This is a genomic window from Deltaproteobacteria bacterium, assembly GCA_005879795.1.
In the GTDB taxonomy this organism is placed as follows: domain Bacteria; phylum Desulfobacterota; class Binatia; order DP-6; family DP-6; genus DP-6.
In genome coordinates, this window is sequence record VBKJ01000164.1 from 16,185 (window position 1) to 29,336 (window position 13,152).

General features: G+C 73.1%; 14 protein-coding genes. 4 read left to right on the top strand and 10 right to left on the bottom strand.

Annotated features, from left to right (window positions below; translation table 11 throughout):
• Window positions 1-66: 66 nt before the first annotated feature.
• The gene (locus tag E6J59_14660; GenBank protein ID TMB18397.1) at window positions 67-1,068 is read right to left on the bottom strand and encodes a lipid A biosynthesis acyltransferase; all 1,002 of its coding nucleotides are present in this window, start codon (window positions 1,066-1,068) and stop codon (window positions 67-69) included.
• 198 nt (window positions 1,069-1,266) lie between these two features.
• On the opposite strand from E6J59_14660, the gene E6J59_14665 reads away from it, so the two are divergent.
• Together E6J59_14665 and E6J59_14670 are read left to right on the top strand one after the other, a co-directional pair.
• The gene (locus E6J59_14665; GenBank protein ID TMB18398.1) at window positions 1,267-1,470 is read left to right on the top strand and encodes a cold-shock protein; all 204 of its coding nucleotides are present in this window, start codon (window positions 1,267-1,269) and stop codon (window positions 1,468-1,470) included.
• An 82-nt stretch (window positions 1,471-1,552) separates the two neighbouring features.
• Complete coding sequence (locus E6J59_14670) at window positions 1,553-2,398, top strand: hypothetical protein (protein TMB18399.1); 846 nt, start codon at window positions 1,553-1,555, stop codon at window positions 2,396-2,398.
• Between the two features lie 111 nt (window positions 2,399-2,509).
• Here E6J59_14670 and E6J59_14675 read toward each other — a convergent pair whose 3' ends face one another.
• On the bottom strand, window positions 2,510-3,328 hold the full coding sequence (locus E6J59_14675; protein TMB18400.1) for a c-type cytochrome: 819 nt from the start codon (window positions 3,326-3,328) through the stop codon (window positions 2,510-2,512).
• 46 nt (window positions 3,329-3,374) lie between these two features.
• Here E6J59_14675 and E6J59_14680 point away from each other — a divergent pair, with 46 nt between their 5' ends.
• Window positions 3,375-4,097: an outer membrane lipoprotein-sorting protein gene (locus E6J59_14680; GenBank protein TMB18401.1), complete on the top strand. Its 723-nt coding sequence runs from the start codon at window positions 3,375-3,377 to the stop codon at window positions 4,095-4,097.
• A gap of 16 nt (window positions 4,098-4,113) precedes the next feature.
• On the opposite strand, the gene E6J59_14685 is transcribed toward E6J59_14680, so the two are convergent.
• The 8 genes from E6J59_14685 to grpE all read right to left on the bottom strand — a co-directional run bounded on the left by E6J59_14685 (window position 4,114) and on the right by grpE (window position 12,263).
• Window positions 4,114-4,662 carry an ACT domain-containing protein gene (locus E6J59_14685; GenBank protein TMB18402.1) on the bottom strand — a complete coding sequence of 183 codons (549 nt, stop codon included), beginning with the start codon at window positions 4,660-4,662 and terminating at the stop codon, window positions 4,114-4,116.
• 46 nt (window positions 4,663-4,708) lie between these two features.
• Window positions 4,709-5,464: a nickel pincer cofactor biosynthesis protein LarB gene (larB, locus tag E6J59_14690; protein ID TMB18403.1), complete on the bottom strand. Its 756-nt coding sequence runs from the start codon at window positions 5,462-5,464 to the stop codon at window positions 4,709-4,711.
• A gap of 2 nt (window positions 5,465-5,466) precedes the next feature.
• Window positions 5,467-6,648 (bottom strand): HlyC/CorC family transporter, encoded by a 1,182-nt coding sequence (locus tag E6J59_14695; GenBank protein ID TMB18404.1) that lies wholly within the window; start codon window positions 6,646-6,648, stop codon window positions 5,467-5,469.
• Window positions 6,645-7,583 carry a CBS domain-containing protein gene (locus E6J59_14700; protein ID TMB18405.1) on the bottom strand — a complete coding sequence of 313 codons (939 nt, stop codon included), beginning with the start codon at window positions 7,581-7,583 and terminating at the stop codon, window positions 6,645-6,647. Before E6J59_14700 ends, E6J59_14695 begins: the two co-directional genes overlap by 4 nt.
• Window positions 7,580-8,506, bottom strand: a complete 927-nt coding sequence (gene thiL / locus E6J59_14705) for a thiamine-phosphate kinase (protein TMB18427.1) — start codon at window positions 8,504-8,506, stop codon at window positions 7,580-7,582. The genes E6J59_14700 and thiL overlap by 4 nt, the downstream gene beginning before the upstream one ends.
• 38 nt (window positions 8,507-8,544) lie before the next feature.
• Window positions 8,545-9,660 (bottom strand): molecular chaperone DnaJ, encoded by a 1,116-nt coding sequence (gene dnaJ / locus E6J59_14710; protein ID TMB18406.1) that lies wholly within the window; start codon window positions 9,658-9,660, stop codon window positions 8,545-8,547.
• An 83-nt stretch (window positions 9,661-9,743) separates the two neighbouring features.
• Window positions 9,744-11,654: a molecular chaperone DnaK gene (gene dnaK, locus E6J59_14715; protein TMB18407.1), complete on the bottom strand. Its 1,911-nt coding sequence runs from the start codon at window positions 11,652-11,654 to the stop codon at window positions 9,744-9,746.
• A gap of 24 nt (window positions 11,655-11,678) precedes the next feature.
• Window positions 11,679-12,263, bottom strand: a complete 585-nt coding sequence (grpE, locus tag E6J59_14720; protein TMB18408.1) for a nucleotide exchange factor GrpE — start codon at window positions 12,261-12,263, stop codon at window positions 11,679-11,681.
• A 75-nt stretch (window positions 12,264-12,338) separates the two neighbouring features.
• Here grpE and recO point away from each other — a divergent pair, with 75 nt between their 5' ends.
• Window positions 12,339-13,151 (top strand): DNA repair protein RecO, encoded by an 813-nt coding sequence (gene recO / locus E6J59_14725; protein ID TMB18409.1) that lies wholly within the window; start codon window positions 12,339-12,341, stop codon window positions 13,149-13,151.
• Window position 13,152: the final 1 nt, after the last annotated feature.

Here is a 13,152-nt window from a genome sequence, read left to right on the forward strand (position 1 = left end):
CCGGCCCCTGCACCGGGCCGCCCGCGCGGGCGCTTGGGGCGCGACTGTGGCGAGCGGGTCGGCACGTCAGTAGAGGCGCGGCTCGCCCGGCGGGCGCGTCTTCCAGCGCCTGTGCATCCACAGCCACTGCTCGGGGTGGCGGCGGACCATGTCCTCGACGACGGCGGTGAAGCGCTGCGTGTTCCGGCGGACGTCCTCGCTGGGCTCGCCCGTGCGCTCCACCTGGAGGATGGGGAGCACGTGCACGCGGTGGCGGGCGCTCCGGCCCTCGCGCACGATGAAGGCCGGCACGATGGGCGCGTCGGTGCGCAGCGCGATGCGGGCCATGCCGCTGTTCGTGCTCGCCGGCAGGCCGAAGAAGTCGACGAACACCCCGAGCCCCCGGGTCGAATTCTGGTCGATGGGGAGCACGAGCAGACCGCGCTCGTGGAGGGCCTGGAGCACCCCGCCCGCGCCGTCGCTCTTGCGAATCATGCGCGTCCCCGCGCGGCGGCGCAGCCCGGAGAGCCAGCGGTCGACGAGCGCATTGGCGATCGTGCGGTGCACCATGTGGACCGGGTGGCCGCGCCGCCCCTGCGCGAAGACCAGGAGCTCCCAGTTGCCGAAGTGCCCGCTCAGGACGAGGACGCCGGTGCTCCGCTCCCAGCCGATCGCCTGCTCCCACCACGCCTCGTCCTCGAAGCGGACCATGCCCCGCAGCTGGTGGTCCGAGAGCCGGGGCAGATGGGCCAGCTCGGCGGCCATGCGGCCGAGATTCAGGAACGAGTGACGCAGGATGCGGCGCCGCTCACGGAGGGGCCGCTCCGGAAACGCGATGCCGAGGTTCACCATGCCGATCCGCCGGTGGGGCAGGTCGAGCGCGTAGGCCAGCAGCGCGCCCAGCTCGCCCAGGCGGAGCGCCAGGGAGAGCGGCAGGGCGCCGAGCAGCCCCATCACGACGCGCAGCGCCACGTACTCCAGGCGCATGCGCGCCCGCCCCCGATGCCGCTTTGGCGTGCCCCGCGGCCGAGCCCCGGGCCGACGCCGCGGCGCATGCGTGGCCGGCATGCGTCCGGCCGGAACCGTCATGGCTCCTCCTATTAAGGTAGCGGTCCGGGGTTTGCAAGGCGACGCGCTGCTTCGCGGTCCCGCGCTTCGCGGTTGCCTTTGCCCGAGCCGCCGTGCTATCGACCTCGCGATCGCTGGTTGTTGGGGTGAAGGCCGCACCGTCTTTTCCTCAAGTTATCCGGCGCAGTCAGAGGCAGCATTCGACGGGAGGGAAAGACCGTGGCGCAGGGCAAGGTCAAGTGGTTCAACAGCCAGAAGGGTTACGGGTTCATCACCACTGACGAGGGGGAGGACGTCTTCGTCCACTACTCGGCGATCGCCGGTTCCGGCTTTCGCAGCCTCGATGAGGGGCAGCGGGTCACGTTCGAGGTCACGCAAGGGCCGAAGGGCCTCCAGGCGGCCAACGTCAGCAAGGTCGCCTGAGCGACCGTTCGGCGCCGCCGACACGCCGTTCGGCCGCCGGTGATTGACTGGCGGCAATTGCTCCGCAAGGTTTGGCGGGGCAATGCGCATCCTGGTCGCCGTCGTATTGGTCCTGGCCCTCGGATCGGCCGCCGGGGCCGAGTGTCCTCCCGACTGCATCGCGGGCGGAGGGCCCGCGGCAACCGACTGCTTCGTCGCCTGGAGCGGCATGCAGGCCATGAGCGAAGCGTGCACCGACGGTGAGGCCTGCGACATCGACGGGAAGGTCGACGGCGTCTGCACGCTCGGGATCCAGGGTTGCATCAACGTCCCGGGCCTGGGTCCGTGCATGCCGGCGGGCCTGAGCGGACCGCCGACCGTCACGCCGAGCAAGGACCCCACGGGGCAGGCGCTCGCCGCCGCGCTCGACGCGCTCGACTCGAGCACCCACGGCTGCACCCCGCCGGGGCTCGGCCTGCCGCTGCGGCTCTCGCTCGCGGGCATCAGGCCCGGCAAGTCGCGCCTCACCGTCACGGCGTCCTCGGGCGGCAAGCGCGACCGCGACCGCCTGCGCCTCACCTGCACGCCCGGCGCGGCGCAGCCGAGCTTCGCGCGCGACGTGCAGCCGATCTTCACGTCGCGCTGCGCGATCCCGAGCTGCCATACCGGCCCAGCGGTGAGCGCGAGCGGCATGCAGAGCCTCGACGCGGCCGTGGCGTGGGCGAGCAGCGTCAACGTCCGCGCCACCACCGGCAAGCTGCTGCGCGTGAAGCCGGGTAGCATCAGGGGCAGCCAGGTCGCGCACCGCGTCCTCGGCCAGGGACTGCCCCGCGGCGGCACCCTGATGCCGCAGGGCTGCCCCGGCTTCCCCCCGGCGGGTGGTTGCCTCACCGAGCCCGAGATCTTCACCATCCTCGCCTGGATCGCCGAGGGCGCGCCGAACAACTAGGAGGCCGTCCGGGTAGTCATGGCGGCTGCGGCGAACGATCCGGGGGCTGCGAGCGGCGTGCTCGCTCCCCGGCTCGTTCGCCTCGCTCACCATGATTACCCGGACGGACTCCTAGCGAATCAGCGGCCGCCAGGTGCCTGCCCGGATCCAGCGCACGTAGGCGGCGAGCGCATCCACGTCCATCTCGGGGATGAAGCGCTGGAAGGCGGGCATCCTGATCGCCTGCCGCTTGAAGAACCGGCCGCCGATCGGGTGCTCGGAGACCCGCGCGAGCTCGCCCCTGGCGATCCAGCTGCGCAGCTCTTCCTCGCTGCGCACCAGGTCGTCGAAGTCGGCGCCCCAGAAGCCGGGCACGTAGCCCTTGAACGAGCCCGGGTTCCGCACCCCCCCGGCGCCGAGCGGGCCGTGGCAGGCGAAGCAGCCGAGGTCGCTCGCCAGCTCGGCGCCCCGCTGCGCCAGCGCTTCGTCGGGCAGGATCTGCCCCGAGGCGGCGCGCAGGTAGGCGACCAGGTCGTCGACCTGCGCGGCGGTCACGAAGCTCCGGTAGGCCGGCATGCGGAGCGCTGCCTTCTCCACCCGCGCGCGGTAGTCGGGATCCTCGCGCTTGCGGCGCGGCGCGCCGTCGAGCACGTACTCGCGGAGGTCGTCGGTCGTCTTCACGTACATCATCTGCGTGCGCTCGGTGAACGCGGGCACCGTCCCCTCCTCGCTGCCCGGGTTCTTCGTCCCGCCGCCGCCGCCCGGTCCGTGGCACGAGAAGCACCCCAGCTCGGCCGCCAGCCGCTGCCCGCGCCGCGCCGGCGTCTCCTCGAGCGCGAACAGCCGGACACGCACGGCCGGATAGGAGAGCCAGCCCGTCTCGACCACCGCCAGGGCAACGAGCGCTCGCCCGAGCGCGCGGCGCAGCCGGGGCATCCGGTTCACTTCCATCGTCCCCTCGCTTGACAGCGTGCGATGCTCCGCGATTTATCCGCTCATGCGTATAACGCGCGGGGTCCGCGAGTGCCACGTCGCGCTGGCGCTTCTCGTGCTGCTCGTCGGCGCGACACGGGCGCAGGCCGAGAGCCTGGCGGAGCTTCTCCAGGCCGTCGCCACCAACGCGCGCTTCGCCGCACCCGCACGCGCCGACGTGCGCATCGAGCATGGTGCGACCCGCATCCCCGCGATCTTCGTCGGGCGCGGTGAGGCGCTCTACGTCGAGGTGAAGGGCGACCAGCGGGCGCTCATCCGGCCGGGGCGGATTCTGGTCGCGCACGGCGAGGCGGCGCCGGGCCAGACGCTCGCGGACACCGACGTCCTGCTCGAGGACCTCGCCGTGTTCACCCCGTCCGCGCTCAAGCAGCCGCAGATCAGCGACGACGGCCCGGCCGGCGTGGTGGTGACGGCGGCGCCCGCCGGGCGCTCGTCCTATGCGCTCCTGGTCGACACCATCGACCGGGAGCGGCACGTGATCATCCGCACGCTCTACTACCGCGACCTCATCAACAACTTGAGCAAGACCCGGCGCGACGCGGCCTTCGCGCGCGTGGGCGCGTCCTGGCGGCCCGGCGAGATCACCGTCGAGTCGGTGCGCCAGGCGACGAAGACGCACCTGACGCTCTCCTGGCGCGAGGCGCCGGACGTCCCCGAGGCGCTGTTCGAGCCTGCCGGCCTGGAACGACCCTCGGGGCTCACCTGGCCGGGCACGTCCAGCCCCTGATACGCGTACCGCCGGCTCAGCGCTCCGCCACGTCCGTCAGCGTCAGGTCGACGCGCAGGTCGGCCGCCACCCGCTCGAGGCGCTCGCGCAGCACGCGCCGGTCCAGCTCCGCCGGCACTGCCATCTCGATCCGCATGGTGAACATCGGCGTCCCCGTCTCGGCCCCCGGGCGCGACCGCGTCCCGAGCGCCGTGATGTTCACGCCGTGGTCGGCGAGCGTGCGCGCGATGCGGGCCACGATGCCCGCCTTGTCGACGCCGCTCACCTCGCACGCCATGGCCACCGTGTGCTGGCCCGGCGGGCGCGCGAAGGGATCGCCTTCCAGGGGGCGGAAGAAGACCGTGAGCCGCTTCTCCCACTCGAGCCGCTTGCAGCCGGCGGAGAGCCGCCGCTCGACGTCGGGCCCCTGCCCCGAGAGCAGGAGGAGAACGGCGAACTCCGAGCCGAGGATCGTCATGCTCGAGTCCTCGAGGTTGCAGTCGCACTCGTAGATCAGCTCGGCCAGGTCCGCGACGATCCCGGGTCGGTCGAGCCCGATGGCCGAGAGGGCGAACCAGCGTCCCATGGCCCGCCCCTACCACGCGGGCCCGGCGCCGGGAAAGCGCCCCCGCTCACGCGGGCCGCTGGTTGATGCGGGTCGCGGCCGCGGCGGCGCCGAAGCCGTTGTCGATGTTCACCACCACCACGCCGGCGGCGCAGGTGTTGAGCATGCCGAGGAGCGCCGCGAGGCCGCCCAGGCTGGTCCCGTAGCCGACGCTGGTCGGCACCGCGATCACGGGGCGGTCGACGAGCCCGCCCACCACGCTCGGGAGCGCGCCCTCCATGCCGGCGACGACGATCAGCACCGCCGCCTCCCAGAGCTGCTCGCGCCGCTCGAGCAGGCGGTGGAGGCCCGCGACGCCGACGTCGTAGATGCGCTCGATGCGGTTGCCCATGAGCTCGGCCGAGAGCGCCGCCTCCTCCGCCACCGGCAGGTCGGCCGTGCCCGCGGAGACAACCAGCACGGTGCCGCGGCCGGCGGGCGTCGTGGACCCCGCGCGGCGGAGCGCGAGGCGCGGCGTGGCGTGGTACTCGAAGCCGGGCACCGCCGCGACCAGACGCTCCGCGACCTCGGGGGCGAGGCGCGTCACCAGCACGCTGCCGCCGGCCGCAGCCATGCGCTCGGCGATGGCGATCACCTGCTCCGGGCTCTTCCCCTCGCCCAGGATCACCTCGGGGAAGCCGTTGCGCAGCGCGCGGTGGTGGTCGAGCTTGGCGAAGCCCAGGTCCTCGAACGGCATTCCGCGCAGACGCACGAGCGCGTCGTCGACGGAGCAGTCGCCGCGCTGGACCGCGGCGAGGAGCTCGGCCAGCTGGCTCCGCTCCATCGTCAGCCGCTCCGCCGCTCGCGCACGCGCAGCTCCTGCACGGCGCGCGCGCTCGAACGCGTCACCTCGATGTGCACGCGCCCGGCCTGCACGCCGTCCCCCGGCTTCGGCACGCGCCCGAGCCGCTCGAGGACGAGGCCACCGAGCGTCTCGTAGTCGCCCTGCGGCAGGTTCCAGCCAAAGCGCTCGTTCACCTCGGACACCGCCGCGCGCGCGTTCACCACGAAGACCCCCGGGGCGACGCGCCGCACGTGCTCCTGCGGCAGATCATATTCGTCCTGGATCTCGCCCACAATCTCCTCGACGACGTCCTCGACGGTGACCAGGCCGACGAAGCCGCCGTACTCGTCGACCACGAGCGCGAGATTCCGCCCCTCGGCCTGCAGGGTCGAGAGCAGCTCCGGGAGCGGCTTCGACTCGGGCACGAAGAGCGGCTCGCGCATCACGGCGGTCACGGGCAGGTGCGGGTCCATCACCCCGAGCAGATCCAGGCTCGACACCACGCCGATGGTGTTGAACATGCGCTCGTGGAAGACCGGCAGGCGCGAGAAGCCTCGCTCCTGCACCAGGGCGACGACCTCGGCCACCGAGGCGGTGTCGGGCACGGCACACACGTCGACGTGCGCCACCAACACGTCGCGCGCGGTCTTGGCCGTGAAGCGCGCGATGCGGGCGACCAGGCCGGCCTCCGAGACCTCGAGCGGACCCCGCGCGGGGCGCGCGGCGAGCCACGTCCCGAGCTGGCGGAGGGCCGCGAGCGCCGGATCGGGCCGGCCGAGCATGCGACCCAGCCCATGCTCGACGGCGAGCAGCGGGGCGAGCACGACCGCGAGCGCCCCCGCGAGGGGCTCGAGGAGCGAGCGGTGGCGGGCGGCACCGTCCGCCGCGAGGCCGCGCGGCACGAGGTCCGAGAGGATGAGCTCCGCGGGCGCCATCAGCGCGACCGCCGGAACGACCCAGGCGCGCCCGGCGGAGCGCCAGACGAGGGTGGCAACGATGCCGACGCTCGCCGCGCCGGCCAGGTGCGCGGTGGCGCCCGCCGCGGCGGCGAGGATCGCGTCGGGCGGCATCCAGCGCCGGGGGGGCGATGCGGACGCGGTCGCGAGCATCACCTCGGCCGTCGCCGCGAGCGCACGAAGCGCCAGGAGCGGGACCAGGGCGAGGGCCAGCACGAACGAGGTCACGTCGCTTCCGCCTCGTCGTACTCGTCGCGGATCTCGCCGAACAGCTCCTCGAGCAGGTCCTCCATGGTGACCAGGCCGGCGATGCCGCCGTACTCGTCGACTACCAGCGCGAGGTGGACCTTGCGACGGCGCAGCTCGCCGAACACGTCGCCCGCGCGCATCCCGAGCGGCACGAAGGCGGGCGGGCGCAGGAACGGCTCCAGGCGGAAGCCGGGCGCGCTCACGTCGCGGCCGAGGAGGTCCTTCGCGTAGAGCACGCCGACGACGTTGTCGCGCTCGCCGCGGTACACCGGCACACGCGAGAAGCGCTGCTCGCGCAGCGCGGCGAGGAGCGCCGGGCCGCCGACGTCGACCGGGAGCGCTACGACGCGCACCCGCGGCGTCATCACGGCGCGCACGGGCCGCTGCCCCAGCGCCCGTACGCGCGCGAGGAGCTGGCGCCCGCGTCCGTCGAGCGCCTCCTCCTCGCCCTCCTCCACCTGCCCGTCGGCGACGAAGCGGAGCACGCTCGCGGGCGCGAGGCCGCCCTCGCCGGCAAGCCAGCTCGCGAGCACGACCGCCGGGCGCTCGAGCGGGCGGCGCAGCACGGCGAGGAGCCGGCTCGCGAGCTCGGCCACCCGATCGGCGCTCGCGTCCGGCAGGAGGAGACCGAGCGCCGGCGCCAGGCCCTCGGCGACCAGGAACGCCGCGGCGCCCGCCAGCGCGGCGGCCGCCCACGCCGGGAGCGGGCGGGGCGCGGCGAGCGCGAGCCAGGCAGCCGCCGTCGCCGCGCCGGCGGTGCCGATCTCGCGCGCCACGAGGAGCGTCAGCCAGACGCGGCGCGGCCGTGGCGGAAGGGTCCCATGCCGCAGCAGCCGGGGCGCGTGCGGCGCGAGCAGCGCGACCAGCACGCCCAGCGAGGCGAGGAGGGCCACCGCCACGAGCGGGAGGGTCATCGCCGGAAGTGGTCGAAGCCGCCGCGCCCGATGCGCGCGACGCGGCCGTCCAGGCCGCGCACGCGCACCACGGGACGGCCGGCGAGGAGGCGGCCGACGGGCGTGAGGGGGCAGCCGAGCCGCGGCGCGACACGGCGCAGCGCCGCCTCGCGCGCGGGTGGCACCGCGACCAGCAGCTCGTAGTCCTCGCCGGCGCGCGCGGCGAACGCGGCCGCACCCCGGCCGAGGGCGCGCCGGCATGCGCCGGCGATCGGGAGCCGGCCGAGGTCGATCTCCGCCCCGACCCGGCTCGCACGGCAGAGCTGCCCCGCGTCCTGGAGGAGCCCGTCGCTCACGTCGATCATGGCGCTCGCCACCCGGGCGAGGAGGCGGCCCGCGCGCACGCGCCGCGGCGGGTCCGGCAGTCGAGCGGCGGCGCCCGCGGTGAGCCGCCGCACCGCGAGGCCCGCCGCGCCGAGAGCCCCGGTCACGTAGAGCTCGTCGCCGGGCCGGGCGCCGGCGCGCGTCACCATCGCGCCGGGCGCCTCGCCGATCACGGCGGCCGTGATCGCGAGGTGCGGGCCGGCGGCGAGGTTGCCGCCCACCAGCCGGGCCCCGTCGCGACGGGCGGCCGCCACGAAGCCCCGGACCAGCGCGTCCAGGTCGGCGGCGCGCAGGGCCGGCGGCGCCTCCAGCGCGAGGAGCGCGAAGCGCGGCACGCCGCCCATCGCCGCCAGGTCGCTGGCATTGACCGCCCAGGCGCGGCGTCCGAGGGCCGCGGGCGCCGCCCAGCCGGCGCGGAAGTGGACGTTCTCGACCAGCGCGTCGGCGGTGAAGAGGAGCGGCCGGCGTCCGGGACGGATCGCCGCGGCGTCGTCGCCCGGACCGAGCAGGACGCGGCGGTCGGCCCTCCGAGCGGCCAGCCGCCGCGCGAGCGCCGCGATCCACGCGTGCTCGCCCACGTCCCGGAGCCGGCGCACGGCTACCCGAGCATCGACTTCACCTTCTCGAGGAAGCTCTTGGACAGGGGGTGCACCTCCTCGCCCGAGAGGCGGGCGAATTCCTCGAGCAGCTCCCGCTGCCGGGGCGAGAGCTTGCGCGGCGTCTCGACGACGACGCGGATGATCTCGTCTCCACGGCCGTAGCCGTTCAGGTCGGGGATGCCGTGTCCCTTCAGCCTGAAGACGTGGCCCGACTGCGTGCCGGCGGGGATCTTGACGCGGGCCGGGCCGTCGAGCGTGGGCACGTCGATCTCCGCCCCCAGGGCGGCCTGCGCGAAGCTGAGCGGCACCTCGCACACGACGTCGCTCCCCTCGCGCGCGAAGAGCGGATGCTCACGCACGCTGAGCACGACGTAGAGGTCGCCGGGCGTGCCGGCGTTCGCCCCGGCCTCGCCCTCGCCTCGCAGCTTGAGCCGCGAGCCCGAGTCGACGCCGGGGGGAATCTTGATGTTGAGCTGGTGCGTCCGCCGCTGCACGCCGGAGCCCCCGCAGCTCGCACACGGCTGCGCGATGATCGTGCCCTGCCCGTTGCAGTGGCCGCACGTCTTGGCGATCGAGAAGAAGCCCTGCTGGAAGCGGACCTGCCCCGAGCCCTGGCACTGCGGACAGGTGCGCGGCGAGGTCCCCGGCCTGGCGCCGCGCCCGTGGCACGTGTCGCAGGTCGAGAGGCGCGGCACCGCGATCGTCTTCTCGCATCCGAAGGCCGCTTCCTGGAAGCTGACCTCGAGGTCGTAGCGGAGATCCTGCCCGCGCCGCGCCCGGCCACGCCCGCCGCGCGTCCGGCCCGTGCCGAAGAAGTCCCCGAACAGGTCGCCGATGATGTCCTCGAAGTTGCCGCCGAAACCGAAGCCCGCGCCCCCCGGCACGCCCTGCTCGAAGGCGGCGTGCCCGAAGCGGTCGTAGAGGCTCCGCCGCTCCGGGTCGGAGAGCACCTGATAGGCCTCCGAGATCTCCTTGAAGCGTTCCTCGGATCGCTGGCGGTCCTCGGGATTGCGGTCGGGGTGGTACTTGAGGGCGAGCTTCCGGTAAGCTTTCTTGAGATCGTCCTCGCGCGCAGCGCGAGACACGCCGAGAACCTCGTAGTAGTCGCGCTTCATTGCAAGACGACAGGAGCCCTCACCCGCGCGCGGGTGAGGGCTCCTCTACTCTCTGCACCGGGTCACCGCAAGCGAGAACGGGCTTACTCCTTCACCTCCTCGAACTCCGCCTCGACCACGTCGTCCTTGCCCTTTCCTTCTGGGGTCGCGCCGTCGCCCCGGGGCGCCTCGTCCGCCTTGCCCGCCTGCGACGCCTTCGCGTACATCGCCTCGGCCAGCTTGTGTGAGGCGCGCGCGAGCGCATCCGCGGCGCCGCGGATGCGCCCGACGTCCTGCGACTCGAGCGCCTTCTTGGCGTCGGCGAGCGCGCTCTCGATGTTGCCCTTGGTGGCGGCGTCCAGCGTCGCGCCGTGCTCGCCGAGCGTCTTCTCGGTCTGGTAGGCGAGGCCGTCGAGCTGGTTGCGCGCGTCGACCAGCTCCCGCTTCTTCCGATCCTCCTCGGCGTGGAGCGCGGCCTCCTTGACCATGCGCTCGACCTCCTCCTTGGCGAGGCCGCTCGAGGCCGTGATCTGGATCGACTGCTCCTTCCCCGTGCCCAGGTCCTTCGCGTTCACGTGCACGATGCCGTTCGCGTCGATGTCGAACGTGACTTCGACCTGCGGGACGCCGCGGGGCGCAGGCGGGATGCCGACCAGGTCGAACTGGCCGAGGAGCTTGTTGTCCTGGGCCAACTCGCGCTCGCCCTGGAAGACGCGGATGGTGACCGCCGACTGATTGTCGGCCGCGGTCGAGAAGACCTGGCTCTTGCGCGTGGGGATGGTGGTGTTCTTCTCGATCAGCTTGGTGAACACGCCGCCCAGGGTCTCGATGCCGAGCGAGAGCGGGGTCACGTCGAGGAGGAGGACGTCCTTCACCTCGCCCTTCAGCACCGCGCCCTGGATGCCGGCGCCGACCGCCACCACCTCGTCGGGGTTGACGCCCCGGTGCGGCTCCTTGCCGAAGAGCTTCTTGACGCGCGCCTGGACGGCTGGCATCCGCGTCATGCCGCCCACCAGCACCACCTCGTCGATGTCCCGGGTGGAGAGGCCGGCGTCCTTGAGCGCGGTGATACACGGCTGCTCGAGGCGGTCGAGCAAGTCCGCGCACAGCGCCTCGAGCTTGGCGCGCGTGAGCTTCATGTTGAGGTGCTTCGGCCCGCTCTGGTCGGCGGTCACGAAGGGCAGGTTGATGTCGGTCTCCATCGCGGTCGAGAGCTCGCACTTGGCCTTCTCCGCCGCCTCCTTCAGGCGCTGGAGGGCCATGCGGTCCTTGCGCAGGTCGATCCCCTGGTCCTTGCGGAACTCGTCCGCCAGGTAGTCCATCACGCGCTGGTCGAAATCCTCGCCGCCCAGAAACGTGTCGCCGTTGGTTGCCTTCACCTCGAAGACCCCCTCGCCGATCTCGAGGATCGAGATGTCGAAGGTGCCGCCGCCCAGGTCGAAGACGGCGATCTTCTCGTCCTTCTTCTTGTCGAGCCCGTAGGCGAGCGAGGCCGCGGTCGGCTCGTTGATGATGCGGAGCACGTTCAGGCCCGCGATCTTGCCCGCGTCCTTGGTCGCCTGGCGCTGGCTGTCGTTGAAGTAGGCGGGCACGGTGACGACCGCATCGGTCACCTTCTCGCCCAGGTGGTCCTCGGCGGTCTGCTTCATCTTCTGGAGGATGAAGGCGGAGATCTCGGCCGGGCTGTACTTCTTGCCGCGCACCTCGACCCAGGCGTCGCCGTTGTCCGCCCGCACCATCTTGTAGGGCAGGACCTTCATCGCCTTCTGGACCTCCGGATCCTCGTACCGGCGGCCGATCAGGCGCTTGATCGCGAACACCGTGTTCTCGGGGTTCGTGATCGCCTGCCGGCGGGCGATCTGACCCGCCAGGCGCTCGCCGCTGTCGGTGAAGGCGACCACCGAGGGGGTGATGCGGCTACCCTCGGCGTTCGTGATCACGACGGGGTCGCCCGCCTCCATGATGGAGACGCACGAGTTCGTGGTCCCCAGGTCGATTCCGATCACCTTGGCCATTGCGAGGTTCTCCTTCGGGGCGGTTTAATCACGGTCTTTGTCCCTGGCAAGGTTGGGGTCGGGCGCCTTGGCCACGCTCACCAGCGCGGGGCGGAGCAGGCGCTCCTTCAGGCGGTAGCCCGGCTGGTGCTCCTCGATCACCGAGTTCGGCTCGTGCTCGGTGCTCTCCACGTGCGCCATCGCCTCGTGCTGCGCGGGATCGAAGGGCGTCCCCTTCGCCTCGATCCGCGTCACGCCGTGCCGCTCGAGGACGTCGCGCAGGGACTTGAGGACCAGTGCGACGCCTTCGACCAGGGGCTGCCCGTCGCCCCCGCTCTCCGCGTGCGCGACGGCGCGCTCCAGGTTGTCGAGGATCGGGAGCAGGTCCCTGAGCACGCTCTCGTTGGCGAACTTCATGGTCTCGGCGCGCTCGCGCGCGGCGCGCTTCTTCAGGTTCTCCAGGTCCGCGCGCTCGCGCAGCCAGCGCTCGTGGCTCTGCCGCGCCTCCTCGCGCGCCTTCTCGAGCTCGGCCTCGAGGGCCGCGAGGCGCGCTGCGAGCTCCTCGCCCGCTTCGGGCGCGCTCTGCGGAGCGTTCCCCTTCGTCTCGCCGTCGTCCACCATGCGACGCATCGCCCCCCTCGGTGCGTGGGCCCGGTGTAGCTAGGGACCAAAACCCCGTTTGTCAAGCTTGCGGCACGTAGCCCCGTGGGGCATAGGAAAGGAAGATGTCGGCGCCGCCCCGTGCCTCGTGAGCTCGCGACCTCCGCGCTCGTGCTCCGTACCCGCTCCTACGGCGAGTCGGACCGCATCGTCACCCTCATCACCGAGCAGCATGGGAAGGTCACCGGGATCGCCAAGGGAGCGAAGAACTCGCGGCGCCGGTTCGCGGGCACGCTCGAGCCCTTCGTCCTGATCCGCGCCGTCTTCCGGCAGCGCGCGACTTCCGACCTGGTCTTCCTGCTGCGCTGCGAGCTGGTGGGCACACTGCGCGCCTTCACCCGCGACCTCGACCGCTTCGCCGCCGGCAGCTACGTCCTCGAGCTGACCGATCGCATGGTCTTCGGCCGCGAGTCGGGACGCGAGGTCTACGGCCTCGGGCTCGACGCGCTCACCCTGCTCGACGCGGGCGCACCCGCGGACCCCGTGCTGCGCGCCTTCGAGCTGCACCTCCTCGCGGCGAGCGGCTACGCGCCGGCGCTGGATCGCTGCCGCGCGTGCGGCCGCGCCGCCGACGGCGAGGACCCTCGTTACCTCGCCCTCGAGCGCGGCGGGCTCGTGTGCCGGAGGTGCGTGCGCGCGGGGGAGCCGGTCCGGCCGGTCGCGGCTGCAACGGCCCGCGAGCTCGGGCGGCTCGCCCGGAGCCCGCTCGCCGAGGCCGCCGCCCGCACCGACGCGGCCATCCTGCGCGAGGCGGCGGCGGTCACCGAGCAGCTGGTCGCCGCCGTCACCAGCGGACCGGTGCACTCGCTCGACCTCCTCGGCCGAACCCGCGTTGATTCCCCCGAGGGGGTTCGCTAGG

Excerpts from the sequence above, each read along its gene's own strand:
- E6J59_14660 (TMB18397.1), bottom strand. The coding sequence starts at position 1,068 with ATGACGGTTCCGGCCGGACGCATGCCGGCCACGCATGCGCCGCGGCGT.
- E6J59_14670 (TMB18399.1), top strand. The coding sequence starts at position 1,553 with ATGCGCATCCTGGTCGCCGTCGTATTGGTCCTGGCCCTCGGATCGGCC.
- E6J59_14675 (TMB18400.1), bottom strand. The coding sequence starts at position 3,328 with ATGGAAGTGAACCGGATGCCCCGGCTGCGCCGCGCGCTCGGGCGAGCG.
- E6J59_14680 (TMB18401.1), top strand. The coding sequence starts at position 3,375 with ATGCGTATAACGCGCGGGGTCCGCGAGTGCCACGTCGCGCTGGCGCTT.
- E6J59_14685 (TMB18402.1), bottom strand. The coding sequence starts at position 4,662 with ATGGGACGCTGGTTCGCCCTCTCGGCCATCGGGCTCGACCGACCCGGG.
- larB (TMB18403.1), bottom strand. The coding sequence starts at position 5,464 with ATGGAGCGGAGCCAGCTGGCCGAGCTCCTCGCCGCGGTCCAGCGCGGC.
- E6J59_14700 (TMB18405.1), bottom strand. The coding sequence starts at position 7,583 with ATGACCCTCCCGCTCGTGGCGGTGGCCCTCCTCGCCTCGCTGGGCGTG.
- dnaJ (TMB18406.1), bottom strand. The coding sequence starts at position 9,660 with ATGAAGCGCGACTACTACGAGGTTCTCGGCGTGTCTCGCGCTGCGCGC.
- dnaK (TMB18407.1), bottom strand. The coding sequence starts at position 11,654 with ATGGCCAAGGTGATCGGAATCGACCTGGGGACCACGAACTCGTGCGTC.
- grpE (TMB18408.1), bottom strand. The coding sequence starts at position 12,263 with ATGCGTCGCATGGTGGACGACGGCGAGACGAAGGGGAACGCTCCGCAG.